Genomic DNA, 15,741 nt, shown 5'->3' on the forward strand with positions numbered 1-15,741 from the left:
CCGGCATATGCGATAGCCCTGCCCTTGGCGGGGAGATGTCCGGAGAGACGCGGGAGTTCTACTCTGCCACTTCCCGCTGCAGCTCGGCGCGGAACTGCAGCCTCGCCAGTTCGGCGTATTTGCCGCCCTTCTTCACCAGTTGGTCATGCGTGCCCTGGTCGATCAGGCGGCCCTTCTCCAGCACCAGGATGCGGTCGGCATCGCGGATAGTCGCCAGCCGGTGCGCGATCACCAGGGTGGTGCGACCGGCCATCAGGCGCTCCAGCGCCAGTTGCACCAACCGCTCGCTTTCGGCGTCGAGCGCCGAGGTCGCTTCGTCCAGCAGCAGGATCGGCGCGTCCTTGAGCAGGGCGCGGGCGATCGCCAGCCGCTGCTTCTGCCCGCCCGACAGCATCACTCCGCGCTCGCCCACGATCGAGTCGTAGCCATTGGCGAGATCGGCGACATAGTCGTGCACCAGCGCCGCCTTCGAAGCCGCCTCGATCTCGGCGAAGCTCGCCTCGGGACGGCCGAACCGGATGTTGTCGGCGATGGTGCCGGCAAAGATCGTCGGCTCCTGCTCGACATAGGCGAAGCGGCGGCGCAACTGCTCAGGTTCGACATCGCGCACATCGAGCCCATCGACGAGGATGCGGCCGCGGCTCACGTCGTAAAAGCGCTGCACCAGCGCGAAGATCGTCGATTTGCCGGCGCCGGACGCGCCGACGAGGGCCACCGTCTCGCCATGCGCGATGGCAAAGCTCAGGTCGGAGACGACTGCTTCGCTGTCGCGTGTCTCGTAGGAAAAGCCGACGCCCTCGAAGGCCACGGTGCCGAGCGGCGGCACCGGCAGCGCCTGCGGGTGCGGTGGCGGCTTGATCGCCGGTTCGGTATCGAGAATCTCGACCAGCCGCTCGGTGGCGCCGGACACCGTGTGGATCAGCCCCATGATCTCCGAGAGGTTGGTCAGCGCGTTGCTGGCCATCAGCGCATAGATCATGAACTGCGCCAGCTCGCCCACGGTGACGACGCCGGTGAACACCGCGTTGGCGCCCCACCAGACCAGCACCACCAATGCCGCAGTCGACAGGAACAGCAGCCCGCCCAGCAGCGCGGCGCGCGCCCCGACCCGGCTGACTTCAGCCTCGAACGATTCCTCGGCCCGCGAACCATAGAGGCGCGACTGCTCGGGCTCCTGCACGAAGCTCTTGATCGTCTTGCTGGCGCCCAGCGCCTCGGTCGCCATGGCCGACATGTCGGCAAGCGCGTCCTGGGTGCGCCGCGACATCCGCCGCAGCCGGCGCGCGTAGAGCATCACCGGGATGAGAATGGCGGGCCCGACGATGACGATGGTCAGCGCCAGGTAGGGGCTGGTGAGGAACATCAGCGTCACCGCGCCGATCAGTGTCACCGCGCCGCGCAGCATGATCGAGAGGCTGGTGCCGATGGCGCCACGGATCGTCGCCACGTCGCCGTTGAGTCGCGAGGTGAGTTCGCCCACCCGGTGCAGGTCGAAAAAGGCCGAGTCGAGCGTCAGCAGGTGATCGAACACCTTGCGGCGGAGGTCGGTGAGCACCCGCTCGCCCAGCACCGAGATGAAGTAGAACCGCCCGGCGCTCGCCAGCGCCATCACCAGCGCCACGCCGATGGCGATCATGCCGTATTGGCCGACCATCGACAGGTTCTGTTCGACAAAGCCCTTGTCGATGATCTTGCCGGCCAGCGACGGGATCACCAGCGACGACAGGGTCGAGACCAGCAGGAAGCCGATGGTGAAGGTAAGGCGCCATGGATAGCGCAGCACGAACGGCATCAACCGGCGGATCGGCTTGATGTCCCGCTGGCCGGCTTTCAGGGCCTCGCCCTTGCTGCCGAGCGTGCTGGTCGGGGCCGCTCCGATGGTGCTGCGCGTGGTGCTTTTCAAAGTGTCCCCGATATAGGCAGGTGGCGCGCCCGCCGCAACCGAATTGCCGGTCCCGCGACAACGCGTGGCTTCCCCTTGCGCCGGGCCCGGATTTTCTCTATGAACCCGGCCAATCCGTATCAATCGTTTCGTCCGGGCGCCGTGGCGCCCGTTTGATTTGAGGCAGCGCCATGAAGAACGACATCCATCCCGACTACCACATGATCACCGTGGCGATGACCAACGGCACGACCTACCAGACCCGTTCGACCTACGGCAAGGAAGGCGATACGCTGCAGCTCGACATCGATCCGACCACGCACCCGGCCTGGACCGGTGTGCAGGGCAACCTGATGGACCGCGGCGGCCGCGTCACCCGCTTCAAGGACAAGTTCAAGGGCCTCGGCTTCTGAGCCTGACGGTACCGACGAATGCAGAAAGCCCGGCCATCGCGCCGGGCTTTTGTTTGATAGGCTGCTTGGACAGGGCAGTACTCACACCCGGTTGGTCTCGTACGACGTGATCGCCGGATCGATCTCGGCCCAATCGACGCGCGAGCGCATCCAGGCCTGGCGGTTGGGCTTTACCACACCGGGGTCATCGAGGCTGCCGGCCTTGATGAACACCACGTCGGGGTGGAGCGGCGGCAGGGTGTAGAGCGGCGAGCCGCAATCGCCGCAGAAGAACCGCGCCACCGGACGACCGCTGTCGCCCGCTTTGACGAAACTCTTCGGCATGCCTTTGTCGACGCTGAAGCCGGCGGCAGCGACGCGAACGCTGACGCCGAAGGCGCTGCCGGAGACGCGCCGGCAATCCGCGCAATGGCAATAGCCGGCGGCGCCGACCTCACCTCGGTAGCTGTAGCGAACGGCGCCGCACAGGCACCCACCCGTCAATGTTTCGGTCATCCTTGCACCTCGGTCAGCTCGACCGAAGGTAAGGCCAGCCGGGCTACTCTTTCAACCGGCCGAACGCCGCCCTGAGCCTCGCCAGCTGGTCGGCGATGCCGCCCTGCGCGGCCGGTGCGTAGTCGGGCACCCCGCCCCGCTCGAGCTTGTCGAACTGCTGCACCCGGTCGAACAGCCGATCGCCCTTGGCGATGAACTCCCTCAGCCGCGCCGGCATGTCATCATAGCCGGGCCCGCCGCGATCGGTCGGGGTCGCCGAGAAGCGGACTTTTTCCTTTTCGGTGCGGGCGTTCTCGGCAGTCAACTCGCCTTCGTTCACGGCGCGCTGCAGCAGCAGCCAGGAGGCCAGCTGCATCAGCCGCGTGGTGAGGCGCATGCTCTCGGTGGCATAGAGGAACGATGCCTCGCGCGGCAGGCCGCGGCTCTCTGCCCGGCCATCACCATCGAGATAGGACGCCACTTCCTCGATCAGCACCATGCCGTCGCGATACAGCATGTCGAATCCGCCGGACGCGACGATGCGGGGCCCGATGGCCACCGGCTGCTGCTTTTGCCTGCTGTCGTCCACGCTGCTGCTCTGGTGACGGAAAATACTGCCGCCGCGTGCGGCCGCACTCCGTTGTGCGCCCAGCTCCGTTGCCGTTGGCTTAACGATGACCGGCCTGGCGGAAAAAGAAAAGAGCCGTCGAAACGGCTCTCGAAAGTTAACAGGGAGGCGTCAAACAGAGGGAGAAACCACTCTGCAAATCCAGAGAACTGGATGGGATTTAAGTTAATGGCGATGTGTTAATTCGAGGTTAACGAGACTCGCTTTCTTAACCTTGCCAGTGTGTGACCGGCGTACCGCCCCCACACCACTCAGAGCTTGAACAGCGATTCCGCCTCCGAGCGGGTCTTCTGGCGCGCCGCGATCGCCTGCTGCAAACGGACGATCTCGGCGTTCAGCATGGCGATCCGCTCCTCGAGTTCCTCGACCGACATGGTGTCGATCGGCATGCCGACCTCGTGGCCACGGGGCTTCTTGACGGCGTCATCATCGAACATGATCTTCTCCCGGCTGAGTTTTTCCCGAACTTAGGCCCTCCCGCCGACCGCTGCAAACCCCGGCGCCACCGCCAAATCGCCGATTGCCAGCCCCGCCTTGCCGGGCCTAGCTAGAGCCATGTCGATCCCGCACGAAATGACCGCCATTGCCATCACCGAGTTTGGCGGGCCTGAGGTGCTGCAGCCGGCGCGCCTCTCCACCCCCCAACCGGGCCCCGGCGAAGTGCTGATCCGCGTTGCGGCGGCCGGCCTCAACGCACCGGACCTCGGCCAGCGCCGAGGCACCTACAACCCGCCGCCCGATGCCTCGCCGCTGCCCGGCCTCGAGGTTGGCGGCGAGATCGTCGCGATCGGCAGGGGCGTGCGCGGCTGGTCGCTGGGTGACGAGGTGGCCGCACTCACCCATGGCGGTGGCTATGCCGAGTATGTGGCGGTCGCGGCCGGTCAGGTGCTGCCGGTTCCCGCCGGCTGGTCGATGGCCAGCGCCGCCGCCTTGCCCGAGACCTTCTTCACCGTCGAGCAGACCCTGGTGATGCGGGCCGGCCTCGCGCCGGGCATGCAGGTGCTGATCCATGGCGGCGCCGGGGGCATCGGCGGCGCGGCCATCCAGATCGCCCGCCTGCATGGTGCCAGCCCGATCGCGGTGGTATCGGGGCCGGAGAAGGCCGCCTATGCGCGGCGGCTCGGCGCCGCCGAGACCATCGACCGTACCACCGAGGATTTTGTCGCCCGCACGCTGTCGATCACCGGCGGCCGCGGCGCCGACCGCGTCGTCGATATCGTCGGCGGCGACACGCTGGAAAAGAACATCCGCGCTTCCGCCCGCTTCGGCCACATCGTCATCGTCTCGACGCTGGCGGGACCCATGGCGGAGATCAATGCCAGTCACATTCTGATGAAGCAGCTGACGCTCTCCGGCTCGACGCTCAGGCCGCAGACCCGCGAGGTAAAGGCGGCCATCGCCCGCAGCCTCTTCAAGACCGCCTGGCCGGCGCTGGCGGATGGCCGCCTGGTGCAGCCGCGCATCCGCGCGCTGCCGCTCGCCGAGGCTGCCCGCGGCCATCGCGAGCTCGAGAAGCCCGACCACTACGGCAAGCTCATCCTGCTCACGCCATGGGGAGAAACACTGGCCCGGCACCCGGGCAATAGCGACAATCCGATTGAATCGGCCTGAGCCGGCGCGTATATAGGCAGCACTATTCCCCCTCATTAGGAACGACGAGGCGGGGCGGACCGGAAAACCCGGCCGCGCCTCAAGGAGATATTGATCATGGCCACGCCCCTGTTGATGCCCAAGGCAACCGCCGTCTGGCTGGTCGACAACACCGCGCTCTCGTTCGAGCAGATCGCCGCCTTCTGCGGCTTGCACCCGCTGGAAGTGCAGGGCGTCGCCGACGGTGACGTCGCCAGCGGCATCATGGGCGTGAACCCGCTGCAGAACGGCCAGTTGACGCGCGAGGAGATCGAGAAGGCGGAGGCCGACCCGAACTACCGCATGAAGATCTCGGACCCCAAGGTTCGCGTCGCCGCGCCCAAGCGCAAGGGGCCGCGCTACACCCCGATTTCGCGCCGCAACGAGCGTCCCAACGCCATCAAGTGGCTGCTGCGCAACCACCCCGAGATGAAGGACGCGCAGATCATGCGTCTGGTCGGCACCACCAAGTCGACCATCGACTCGGTGCGTGAAGGCACCCACTGGAACAATGCCAACATCACCCCGATGGACCCCGTGACGCTCGGGCTCGCCAGCCAGATCGATCTCGACCTGGAAGTGAGCCGCGCGTCCAAGGGCGCCGCGCCGGGCGATATGGCCGAACAGGGCACCATGCTGCTGACCGCCGAGGAAGCGCTGGCCGGCGCCCACGGCCGCGCCGGCATGGACCAGGCCGACGACGAAGAGGGTGTCGAACACCGCCCCGAACGCGAAGAAGAGCTGGATGCCGACTCGGTGTTCGCCAAGCTGAAGTCGCTGAAGGGCGACTCCGACGAATAACTCCAGGGCCGGGCAGCAGAGATGGAAATCAACCTGCTGCTCGCCATTTTCGTCCTCCTCGCGGCAACCGTTCTGCTCGTCCCGCTGTTCAAGTGGGCCGGGCTCGGCACCATCCTGGGCTACCTCGCCGCCGGCGTGCTGATCGGGCCCTATGGCCTGTCGCTGGTCTCCGACACCGAACTCATCCACCAGATCGCCGAGTTCGGCATCGTCATGATGCTGTTCCTGATCGGCCTCGAGGTCGACGGCACCGAACTCTGGCGCATGCGCGACAAGGTCTTGGGCCTTGGCCTCACCCAGATGGCCGCCACCAGTGCCGCCGTCGCCCTGCTCGCCCGGGTCATCGGCTTCGAATGGGCCGATGCTGCAGTGGTCGGCCTGGCCCTGGCGATGAGTTCCACCGCCATCGCCATGCAGTCGGTGGACCAGCGCAACATCACCAAGACCGATACCGGCCGCGCTTCGCTCGCTATCCTCCTGGTGCAGGACGTGGCGGTGATCCCGGTCCTCGCAATCATTCCCCTGCTCACCGCCATGGGCGGCGCGCCGATCGAGGCGATCGGCGAGGACGTGCTGGATGTGGTCGACAATCCCATCGACTGGTGGTTGGCGCTGGTGGTGGTCGGCGCCTTCATCGCCGCCCTGTTCGGCTCGCGCTTCGTCATCCGACCGTTGATGAGCTGGCTCGCCCGCACGCGGGTGCCGGAAGCCTTCACCGCCTTCGCCCTCGCACTGGTGATCGGCGCCGCACTGCTCACCGAAACGCTCGGCCTGTCTCCGGCGCTCGGCGCCTTCTTCGGCGGCGTGCTCCTCGCTGACAGCGAGTACCGGCACGAACTCGAAAGCAACCTGCAGCCGTTCAAGGGGCTGCTGCTCGGGCTATTCTTCATCACGGTGGGCATGTCGATCGCCTTCCGGGTGGTGCTCGAGAATCCGTTGCTGGTGGTGGCGCTGGTGCTGGCGCTGATCTGCCTCAAGATGCTGGTGCTGTTCGTGCTGGCCACGTTCTTCCGGATGCATGTGGCCGAGCGCCTGCTGCTGGCGGTGCTGCTCAGCCAGGCCGGCGAGTTCGCTTTCGTGGTGCTGCAGTTCGCCCGTACCGCCGGCAACCTGTCCGGGCCGGAAGTGGAGCTGCTCACCGTCGTCGTCGCGCTCTCCATGGCGATGACGCCGATCCTCATCTTCCTTTACGACCGGCTTTGGATGCCGCGGCTCAACCGGTCGTCGAACGACGAGGTCGACCTGCCGCCCGGACCCGACGTGGCCGATCCGCGGGACAAGGTGATCGTGCTCGGCTATGGCCGCTTCGGTCAGATCGTCACCCGGCTGCTGCGTGCCCAGGGCTTCGGCATGACGCTGATCGACGACGATCCGGCGCAGATCGAGCTGGTCAAGCGCTTCGGCGTCAAGGTGTTCTACGGCGATGGCGGCCGCATCGAGATCCTGCGGGCGGCCGGTGCCGACCAGGCCAAGATGATCGTCATCGCGGTGGCGGGCGGCGATCGCATCCTCGGGATCGCCGAGCTGATCCGCCGCAACTTCCCCGATGTCATCATCGCCGCCCGCGCCGTCGACCGCTCGCACGCGCACGACCTGATGGCGCTGGGCGTGCATGTGATCGAGCGCGAGACCTTCCGCGCCGCGATCAAGCTGGGCGAGCAGGCTCTGGTGGCGCTCGGCCAGGAAGAACAGCAGGCGAGCCGCGTTGCCCGGGCCTTCGAGCAGCATGACAGCCGGATGCTGCGCGAGAGTTACGCGGTGCGCCACGACCAGGCCGCCTATATCGGCTTCGTCAGGCGCTCCACCGAGATGCTGGATGCCGTCATGAAGGCCGACCGGCAGCAATCCGCCGATGCTGCTGAAGGTGATATTGACAAGCCGGCGCCGCGGACGTCCGACTAGCTGCTGCAGTTTCTCTTCCGGTTACCCCTTCCCATGCCTCCCGATCTGTATTTCTGGACCGTCGCTGTCCTCGCGGTCTTCATCGTCGCCCTGAGCAAATCGGGGCTGCTGGGCAGTCTCGGCATGGTTGCCGTCCCGATGATGTCGCTGGTGATGCCGGCCCGCGATGCTGCCGGCATGCTGTTGCCGCTGCTGCTGGTGATGGATGCCATCGCCGTCTGGACCTACCGCAAGGATGCCGACTGGCGCATCCTCAAGATCATGCTGCCCGGAGCCATGGTGGGAACGCTGATCGGCTGGGCGCTGTGGAGCTTCGTCAGCGACGCCATGGTGCTGCTGTTCATCGGCATCATCACGCTGCTGTTCATCCTCGACGCGCTGCTGCCGCTCAGGAAGAAGCTGGAGGGCCTGCCGCCCTCCAGGCCCTGGGGCGCCTTCTGGGGCGGCTTTGCCGGCTTCACCAGCTTCATCAGCCATACCGGCGGCCCGCCGTTTCAGATCTACGTGCTGCCGCAGCGGCTGACGCCGGTGATCTATTCGGGCACCACGGCGTTCTTCTTCGCCATCGTCAACACCGCCAAGCTGGTCCCGTACTTCTTCCTCGGCCAGCTCAACGTCTCCAACCTCACCCATGCGGCGATCCTCGCGCCGCTGGCGGTCGTCGGGGTGATGGTCGGCGTCTGGCTGGTGCGGCGCATTTCGGTGAAGCGGTTCTATCAGCTCACCTACTGGCTGGTGTTCCTGCTGTCGCTGAAACTGATCTATGATGGGGCGGTCGGGGTGTTCATGCCCGGCGCCGCCGCTTGAGGGCGACAGGGGCAACAAGATGAGCATCGACTATCGCCTCGACCACATCGCGCTGCTGGTGCGTGACCTCGACGAGACGGCGAAATTCCTTACCGAGGTGCTGCAGATCCGCGAGGTGCCCGACCCCATGGGTGGCACGCATATCCGCTGGTTCGAGTTTGGCAACAACCAGCGCTTCCACATCCAGGCCGGCGACATCAGCCGCACCCATGTAGAAAAACGCACCCACTTCGCGCTTTCGGCGCCGGATTTCGAGGCCGTGCTCACACACCTCAGGGCGCTGGGCACCCCGTTCTCCGACATGCAGGGCAATATCGGCGCCGTGAACACCCGCCCCGATGGCATGCGCGCCGTGTTCGTCGAGGATCCGAACGGCTACTGGTTCGAGATCAACGATTTCCGGTAAGGCAGTCGGCAATAGGCAGTCGGCAGTCGCAAGAATCAGAGACCTCCACTGCCATTCCGTTCACCGCTCCCTACTGCCGATTGCCGACTGCCGACTGCCCCCTCACTTCCCCAACAAAAAAGGCCGCGGCGATTGCCGTGGCCCTCAACTACTGCACTTGGATGTTTTCGTCAGGCGTCGCTATGCATGCGCGCCAGCTCGTCCTTGATCTCCAGTTTCTTTCGCTTCAGTGCCGCGACGTACAGGTCATCGTGGCTGGGGTGGCTCATTTCATCCTCGATCTTCCGGTCCAATTCCCGGTGACGCCGCTCGAGCGACTCGACGTGGCCTTCAGTCGTCATGACAACTCCTCTCCAGCTTTTCGACCCGCTGATGGTCACAAAAATTTCACGCCCTGTCGATGTGCAAGCGTGCAACAGTTCGCGACCGACGCAAAATCAGGTGCAAAGCGGCGACCGATCGGCTAACCCTTTCGGCACGGGCATTTCGCCTCGCCGAGGGACCTGGTCGACCGCTGCGATGCTGCCGCTAACCAAGGAACAAGAAGCCGCGCTGGGTCTGGAACTGGCTGCAAAACGCCAGGAACATGCCGACCTCGACGCCGCCATCCACACGCTCTCGTCCTCCGGCTATGCCGACCAGATGCTGATTCAGCGCATGAAGAAGCGCAAGCTCACCCTCAAGGACCGCATCGTGCAGCTGGAGAATATCCTGCTGCCCGACATCATCGCCTGAGCGCGAGGCCGCCCGCACCGCCGGCTGCCGAACCTTAACCAAAGACCCTCTGCGTCGGCGCGTCGCGCTCCACATTGTGGCGCATGCGTGCTAGAAGCTGACCGACCGCTGGTCGGTCCTAGCGCGTGCAACTGTCCTTGGGAGGGCGGAATGCCGTTTCCTCGTATCGTGAAGCCGGCGCCGGCGCGCCGCGACGAAATCCTCGATGCCGCCCAGCGCCTGTTCGCGCAGCATGGCTACGACTCGACCTCGGTCAGCCAGATCATCGCCGCCGTCGGCGTGTCGAAGGGGGCCTTCTACCACCACTTCGAATCGAAGGAAGACCTGGTCGAGGCCCTCGCCTGCCGCTATGCCCGGCAGACCTCCGCCCTGGCCGAGCAGGAGCTGTCCGACCCGACGCTCGACGCCTTCTCCAAGCTCGCCGGCTTTCTCGGCACTATCCGCCGCCACAAGACGGAAACCGCCGCCGAGCTGCGCGCCACGTTCGAACCGATGTTCCGGGCCGAGAACCTGCAGCTGTTCGAACGCACCCAGCGCGCCGTCACCGAAGTGGTGCGGCCGATCCTCACGCGGATCATCGTCGAGGGCGTCGCCGAGCAGACCTTCGACACCCCCAATCCCGAAGGCGCAGCCGAAACCATCCTGCACCTGATGACGGCCAACCGCGAGCTGATCGTCGAGCTCTACCAGACCCGCGACCGGCTGCATTTCGAGCGGCTGTCACAGCGCCTGCTCTACAAGATGGAATACCTGGGCACCGTTATCGATCGCATCCTCGGCTTGCCGGAAGGCTCGATCGAGCTGGCCGACCGCTCGGGCCTCGATGCGCTGGCCTGCGCGCTCGATCGCCCGCCGACCGCCGCCTGACCAAAGGTGGAGGGCTAGCCGCTTGCGCTCGACGGACCTCTTGCCTATGGGTGAAAACCTGAGAGCCGAGCCTTCCGGGGGACCTAAGTGCCGACCTCGCCACCCGTCGCCATCATCATGGGCAGCCAGTCCGACTGGCCGAACCTGCGCCACGCCGCCGAAACGCTTGATGCGCTGAAGATCGACTACGAGGCGCGCATCATTTCGGCGCACCGCACCCCCGACCGGATGTACGAGTTTGCGCGGGGCGCCAAAGCCGAGGGCTTCCAGGTGATCATCGCCTCGGCCGGCGGCGCGGCGCACCTGCCCGGCATGGTCGCCGCGCTCACTCCGCTGCCGGTGTTGGGCGTGCCGGCGCAGACCGCCGCGCTCGGCGGCAAAGACAGCCTGCTCTCGATCGTCCAGATGCCGCCGGGCATTCCCGTCGGCACCCTCGCCATCGGTCGGGCCGGCGCCATCAACGCTGCGCTTCTCGCCGCCGCGATCCTGGCGCTTTCCGACCCCGAAGTCGCTGCGGCGCTCGACGAGTTCCGCGCCGACCAGACCGCCTCCATCCCCGAGTTTCCATCCGACGATGTCTGACGCTTCACCGCTGCCGCAGGGCAGCACCATCGGTATATTGGGTGGCGGCCAGCTTGGCCGCATGCTGGCGCTCGCCGCCGCACGGCTGGGCATGAAGACCCATATCTACTGCCCGGATCCGGACAGCCCGGCCTTCGACGTGACGCCGCTCAAGACCGTCGCCGCCTATGATGACGAGGCCGCCCTCGCCGCCTTTGCCGCCGGCGTCGATGTAATCACCTACGAGTTCGAGAACGTTCCGGCGAAGACCGCCGCCTTGCTTGCCGACCTCAAGCCGCTGCGCCCCGGCGCCAATGCCCTGGCGGTGTCGCAGGATCGCCTGGCCGAAAAGGCTTTCCTCACCATCAACCGGGTCCCCGTCGCGCCCTTTGCGGCGATCACCGACCTCGACCGGCTTGAGGCCGAGCTCGAAGAGATCGGTACGCCGGCCGTGCTCAAGACCACGCGGCTCGGCTATGACGGCAAGGGACAGCGCATCGTCCGCAACATGGAGGACGCAGCGCTGGCGTGGGAACTGCTGTCCCCCAAGCCGCTGGTGCTCGAAGGCTTCATCGAGTTCGACAAGGAAATCTCGGTGGTGGTGGGCCGCAACGCGCTGGGCGAAGTCGCGGCGTTCGACCCGGCCGAAAACGTCCACCGCGACCACATCCTCAAGACCAGCACAGTGCCGGCCGACATCAGTGCGAAAACGGCCAGAAAGGCAGTCGAGATCGCCGAGCAGATTGCCGTGGCGCTCGACTATGTCGGCGTGCTCGGCGTCGAGTTCTTCGTGCTGCCGGGCGGCAGGCTGCTGGTCAACGAGATCGCGCCGCGGGTGCACAATTCCGGCCACTGGACCGAGGCCGTCGCCATCACCGACCAGTTCGAACAACATATCCGCGCGGTGCTGAACTGGCCGCTGGGCGACCCCAGCCGCATGGCCGACGTGGTGATGGAAAACCTGATCGGCGACGAGATCGCTGCCATTCCCGACCGGCTTGGGCCCAGCGTCAGGCCGCACGCCTATGGCAAGGCCGAGTCGCGCCGCGGCCGGAAAATGGGGCACATCAATCGGGTTGCGTTGAAAAAGCGCGCAAAATGAGCGTTTTCGCGTGCTGGCCGGTGTGGACAAGCCGTTTCGATTGGCCTATATAGTCGCCCACGAATGACCGGTTCAGCCGGTCGGCGCTCCTTTGGGGCGTTCACCTCAAACAGTTCTGACTGATTACGAAGGGCGGTTGCGCTTGCAAGTAGTTGTTCGCGATAACAATGTTGACCAGGCGCTGCGCGCACTGAAGAAGAAGCTCCAGCGCGAAGGCGTCTTCCGCGAGATGAAGCTTCGCAACTACTACGAGAAGCCCTCCGAGAAGAAGGCGCGCCAGAAGGCCGAGGCCGTGCGCCGCGCCCGCAAGCTCGCTCGCAAGCGTGCTCAGCGTGAAGGCGGCCTGCCCGCCCCCGCCGCGGCGGCGCGTCCCGCACGCCCGTAAGAGGCGTTCAGATTTGGTTCAGGAACGCCGCCTCAAAAGGGCGGCGTTTTTGTTACGTACCGCCAGAATTCGTCCATATTCGTGCAGTTCCTGCGCAACCGGATGAGGCCTTGTGCCGTTGGCGGCAACGGATAGACTCCCGACCCACGTGAAGGTCGAACTAATAAACGCGTCAAACATTGGGGACTCCAACATGAAGAAGTTCATCGCCGCCGCTGCGGCCGCCGTCATGCTCATGACCGCCGGCGCCGCCCAGGCCGCCACCCAGGTCAAGGTCGGCGTGCTCACCTGCACCGTGGAACCCGGCGTCGGGTTCATCATCGGCTCGTCCAAGGACATGACCTGCCGCTTCAAGCGCGACGGCTACAAGACCGAGCGCTACCAGGGCAACATCAAGAAGCTCGGCATCGACATCGGCGTGACGGGCCGCACCGAGATCGTCTGGCTGGTGTTCTCGGCCTCCAGCACCAAGTACGGCAAGGGCTCTCTGGCCGGCACCTATGTCGGCGGTTCGGCCGAAGCCACGCTCGGCGTCGGCCTCGGCGGCAACTGGCTGATCGGCGGCTCGCGCAAGGGCTTCGCCCTGCAGCCGTGGTCGATCCAGGGCCAGACCGGCCTCAACTACTCGGTCGCCTTCTCGGGCCTGACCCTGTACTGAACTGATCGTCTGCGCTGAAGTTTGAAACGCCGGTCCTTCGGGGCCGGCGTTTTCATTCTGACAGCCGGTGGCTGTGGCCCCCCACCCTTGATCCCTCCCCGCAAGGGGGTGGGAGACGCAGACTGGGAAGCCAGTGTTTTGGTCTCCCTCCCCCTTGCGGGGAGGGGACAGGGGTGGGGGTCAGCCCGCACCGGTCGAGCGGGTCTAGCGGGTCTAGCGGGTCTAGCGCGCCCCCGCCTCAGCTCGCGCGAAGAACGCCTTCGCCCGCTCCCACAGCCCCCGCGCCCACATGTCGGAATGCCCTGCCCCGGGCTCGATCCAGAGCTCGTCCGGGTTTGGCGCCAGCGCATAGACCCGCTCGCCATGGCTGACCCCGATGGTGCGGTCGGCGGTGCCGTGCGCCACAAAGACCGGCTCGGCCACATCCTTTATCCAGCTGTCGACCGGGAACTGGTCGGCCATCAACAGCCCCACCGGCAGGAACCCGTAGCGGTCTGCCGCGACCGCGACCGCGGAATCGAACGGCGTCTCGAGCAGCAAGGCGTCCGCGTCCCTGAGGCTCGCCACATAGGTCGCCGGTCCCGAGCCGAGCGAACGGCCCCACAGCACGATGGGGAACCCTTTGGCGGCGGCCCAATCGTAGGCCGCGAGCCCGTCGGCGAGGATGTTCGCTTCGCTGACCTCGCCGGGCGAGCCGGGAAAACCGCGATAATCGAAGGCGAGAGAGCCGTAGCCGTCGGCGACAAACGCCTCGTAGCGCTCATGCTCGCGCGAGAAGCTCTGGGCGTTGCCGCGGAAATAGACGATCAGCGGCTTGCCGGCGGCGGGCGGCTGATACCAGCCGGCGAGCGAGGAGCCGGCGGCGCTCGGGATGCGCACCAGTTCGGCCTGCGCCAGCCTGGTCTCGCTCAGGGCAAACAGTCGGCCGCCGCGGTCGTACTGAAAGTCGCGCTGGAACAGGAACATCCCGGCCAGCGCCAGCAGGTAAGCCAGCGCGGCAACAATGCCGATGCCGATCGCTATGCGTCCAAACCGCTTCATCGCATGCCCTCCGTTCCCCCGAGGGCATGCCACGGCGGCGAGGCGAAGTCAGCCCTGCGCGGCTTTCAGCTTGTCCGGATCGAGCGCAAATTCGAACGCCCGTTCGAACACCTCTGCCGGCTGGCAGCCCGAGACCGCGAACTTGTTGTCGAACACAAAGAACGGCACCCCCTGGATGCCCTGCTGCGCCGCAGCCACCGCCAGCTCATGGGTGATCGCCAGCTCGCGCGGGTCGCGCACCGCATCGAGCGCCTCGGCACGGGTAAAGCCGTGCTGGGCCGCGATATCGGCCAGCACTTCGTCGTCGTTGATCAACTGGTGATCCATGAAATAGGCCCAGGCAATGGCGTTTGCCAGCGCGTGCTGGGTGCTCTTGGCCTTGGCCAGCCGCACCAGCGTGTGGCCCTTGCGGGTCGGGAACGAGCGCGGCTGCAGGCTCAGATCAAGCGCGATGCCGGTCTTTCTCGCTTCGCCCTCGACCCGCGCCCACATCTCCTTGGGATCTCGCCCATATTTCTCGCGCAGCATGTCGGCCACCACCACGCCTTCGTCCGGCGTGTTGGGGTCGAGATAGAACGGATGGTTCTCCACCTCGACCACCACATCGTCGGGCAGCGCGGCGATCGCCTGGTCGAGCCGCGCCGAGCCGACGAGGCACCAGGGGCAGACGGTATCGGTGAACAGGTCGATCTTGACGGTGCGCGACACGGGCGGTCCTCATTGGCTGAACCGGCCACACATGAGGCTACAACCCCGGCGGCGCAAGAACGCACACCGAGGTAACCTGCATCCGCCGACCTGCCTGGCCGAGGAGAGACCACCGGCAGGCACCACTGTTCCTTCTCCCTCAGGGTAGAGGTTGGCCGACGGCCGGTTGAGGGGTGAAGCGGCTCCACACGCGCTCGTTGAGAGGCTGAACCCCTCACCGTGTTTCGCTACGGACCCTTGGTCCTGGCTCCACTTGCCCTCGCCCTCAGGGGAGAGGGGCGGGCAGCCGAACCGACCATCGACCGACTTCTATGGGACCGACGCCGAAGTCCATTAGTTGAACGCCATCACCGCGCTGATGACGATGCCGGCCATGGCCAGCCGGGTGATCCAGCCCATCAGCCTGGGGCTGATGGTGCCCGGCTTGGCGACGATGCCGATGATCATGGCGATCAGCACCACCACCACCAGCCCCATCTTGATGAAGAACCAGATGCTCTGCCCCTCGAACCCGCCATAGCGGACATAGACCATGGCGATGCCGGTGACGAGCAGCAGGCCGAAGGCGATGCGGGCGTTGATGGAAAGGCGCTTGCCGATGCCGCCGAGCAGCGGCCGCGCCTCTGGCGGCGCGGCAGCGATCCGGCCGCCGATCAGCGGCGCGACAATCGTGGTGGAGATGGCGAGCCCGAAGGCCGCGAGGTGGATGATGAGGAGAGCGTTGAAGGTGAGATCCATGACT

At 66.0% G+C, this 15,741-nt stretch carries 20 protein-coding genes; 12 read left to right on the top strand and 8 right to left on the bottom strand.

Going from position 1 to position 15,741, the window contains the following annotated elements; translation table 11 throughout:
- Positions 1–58: 58 nt before the first annotated feature.
- A complete protein-coding gene (locus APS40_RS06030; RefSeq protein WP_236884208.1) occupies positions 59–1,903 on the bottom strand; it encodes an ABC transporter ATP-binding protein in 1,845 nt (614 codons plus the stop codon).
- A gap of 170 nt (positions 1,904–2,073) precedes the next feature.
- On the opposite strand from APS40_RS06030, the gene rpmE reads away from it, so the two are divergent.
- Positions 2,074–2,295 (top strand): 50S ribosomal protein L31, encoded by a 222-nt coding sequence (gene rpmE, locus APS40_RS06035; protein ID WP_055046196.1) that lies wholly within the window; start codon positions 2,074–2,076, stop codon positions 2,293–2,295.
- 81 nt (positions 2,296–2,376) lie between these two features.
- Here rpmE and APS40_RS06040 read toward each other — a convergent pair whose 3' ends face one another.
- From APS40_RS06040 to APS40_RS06050, 3 genes are all read right to left on the bottom strand, one after another.
- Entirely contained in the window at positions 2,377–2,790 is a 414-nt protein-coding gene (locus APS40_RS06040; protein WP_055046197.1) for a GFA family protein, read from the bottom strand.
- 43 nt (positions 2,791–2,833) lie between these two features.
- Complete coding sequence (gene rcdA, locus APS40_RS06045) at positions 2,834–3,358, bottom strand: protease adaptor protein RcdA (protein WP_055046198.1); 525 nt, start codon at positions 3,356–3,358, stop codon at positions 2,834–2,836.
- 290 nt (positions 3,359–3,648) lie between these two features.
- Entirely contained in the window at positions 3,649–3,834 is a 186-nt protein-coding gene (locus APS40_RS06050; protein ID WP_055046199.1) for a DUF1192 domain-containing protein, read from the bottom strand.
- A gap of 118 nt (positions 3,835–3,952) precedes the next feature.
- Here APS40_RS06050 and APS40_RS06055 point away from each other — a divergent pair, with 118 nt between their 5' ends.
- The 5 genes from APS40_RS06055 to APS40_RS06075 all read left to right on the top strand — a co-directional run bounded on the left by APS40_RS06055 (position 3,953) and on the right by APS40_RS06075 (position 8,942).
- A complete protein-coding gene (locus tag APS40_RS06055) occupies positions 3,953–5,008 on the top strand; it encodes an NAD(P)H-quinone oxidoreductase (RefSeq protein ID WP_197279447.1) in 1,056 nt (351 codons plus the stop codon).
- A 96-nt stretch (positions 5,009–5,104) separates the two neighbouring features.
- Positions 5,105–5,827, top strand: coding sequence for a DUF1013 domain-containing protein (locus APS40_RS06060; RefSeq protein WP_055046200.1), 723 nt, complete (start codon positions 5,105–5,107; stop codon positions 5,825–5,827).
- Positions 5,828–5,848: 21 nt separating this feature from the next.
- Positions 5,849–7,729, top strand: a complete 1,881-nt coding sequence (locus APS40_RS06065; protein WP_055046201.1) for a monovalent cation:proton antiporter-2 (CPA2) family protein — start codon at positions 5,849–5,851, stop codon at positions 7,727–7,729.
- 33 nt (positions 7,730–7,762) lie between these two features.
- Positions 7,763–8,536: a sulfite exporter TauE/SafE family protein gene (locus tag APS40_RS06070; protein ID WP_055046202.1), complete on the top strand. Its 774-nt coding sequence runs from the start codon at positions 7,763–7,765 to the stop codon at positions 8,534–8,536.
- 19 nt (positions 8,537–8,555) lie between these two features.
- Positions 8,556–8,942, top strand: coding sequence for a VOC family protein (locus tag APS40_RS06075; protein ID WP_055046203.1), 387 nt, complete (start codon positions 8,556–8,558; stop codon positions 8,940–8,942).
- Between the two features lie 170 nt (positions 8,943–9,112).
- Here APS40_RS06075 and APS40_RS24410 read toward each other — a convergent pair whose 3' ends face one another.
- Positions 9,113–9,283 (bottom strand): YdcH family protein, encoded by a 171-nt coding sequence (locus APS40_RS24410; protein WP_082434220.1) that lies wholly within the window; start codon positions 9,281–9,283, stop codon positions 9,113–9,115.
- On the opposite strand from APS40_RS24410, the gene APS40_RS25500 reads away from it, so the two are divergent.
- From APS40_RS25500 to APS40_RS06105, 6 genes are all read left to right on the top strand, one after another.
- On the top strand, positions 9,282–9,677 hold the full coding sequence (locus APS40_RS25500; RefSeq protein WP_335338180.1) for a YdcH family protein: 396 nt from the start codon (positions 9,282–9,284) through the stop codon (positions 9,675–9,677). The genes APS40_RS24410 and APS40_RS25500 overlap by 2 nt on opposite strands.
- A gap of 150 nt (positions 9,678–9,827) precedes the next feature.
- On the top strand, positions 9,828–10,544 hold the full coding sequence (locus APS40_RS06085; RefSeq protein WP_055046205.1) for a TetR/AcrR family transcriptional regulator: 717 nt from the start codon (positions 9,828–9,830) through the stop codon (positions 10,542–10,544).
- Between the two features lie 87 nt (positions 10,545–10,631).
- Complete coding sequence (purE, locus tag APS40_RS06090; protein ID WP_156342846.1) at positions 10,632–11,126, top strand: 5-(carboxyamino)imidazole ribonucleotide mutase; 495 nt, start codon at positions 10,632–10,634, stop codon at positions 11,124–11,126.
- Positions 11,119–12,207 (top strand): 5-(carboxyamino)imidazole ribonucleotide synthase, encoded by a 1,089-nt coding sequence (locus APS40_RS06095; RefSeq protein WP_055046206.1) that lies wholly within the window; start codon positions 11,119–11,121, stop codon positions 12,205–12,207. Before purE ends, APS40_RS06095 begins: the two co-directional genes overlap by 8 nt.
- 142 nt (positions 12,208–12,349) lie before the next feature.
- Positions 12,350–12,592: a 30S ribosomal protein S21 gene (rpsU, locus tag APS40_RS06100; RefSeq protein WP_055046207.1), complete on the top strand. Its 243-nt coding sequence runs from the start codon at positions 12,350–12,352 to the stop codon at positions 12,590–12,592.
- A 193-nt stretch (positions 12,593–12,785) separates the two neighbouring features.
- On the top strand, positions 12,786–13,250 hold the full coding sequence (locus tag APS40_RS06105) for a DUF992 domain-containing protein (protein ID WP_055046208.1): 465 nt from the start codon (positions 12,786–12,788) through the stop codon (positions 13,248–13,250).
- Between the two features lie 222 nt (positions 13,251–13,472).
- On the opposite strand, the gene APS40_RS06110 is transcribed toward APS40_RS06105, so the two are convergent.
- The 3 genes from APS40_RS06110 to APS40_RS06120 all read right to left on the bottom strand — a co-directional run bounded on the left by APS40_RS06110 (position 13,473) and on the right by APS40_RS06120 (position 15,737).
- The gene (locus APS40_RS06110) at positions 13,473–14,291 is read right to left on the bottom strand and encodes an alpha/beta hydrolase (protein WP_055046209.1); all 819 of its coding nucleotides are present in this window, start codon (positions 14,289–14,291) and stop codon (positions 13,473–13,475) included.
- Between the two features lie 48 nt (positions 14,292–14,339).
- Positions 14,340–14,999 (bottom strand): DsbA family oxidoreductase, encoded by a 660-nt coding sequence (locus APS40_RS06115; RefSeq protein ID WP_055046210.1) that lies wholly within the window; start codon positions 14,997–14,999, stop codon positions 14,340–14,342.
- A gap of 333 nt (positions 15,000–15,332) precedes the next feature.
- On the bottom strand, positions 15,333–15,737 hold the full coding sequence (locus APS40_RS06120; protein WP_055046211.1) for a hypothetical protein: 405 nt from the start codon (positions 15,735–15,737) through the stop codon (positions 15,333–15,335).
- Positions 15,738–15,741: the final 4 nt, after the last annotated feature.

The sequence above is a fragment of the Devosia sp. A16 genome, assembly GCF_001402915.1.
In the GTDB taxonomy this organism is placed as follows: domain Bacteria; phylum Pseudomonadota; class Alphaproteobacteria; order Rhizobiales; family Devosiaceae; genus Devosia_A.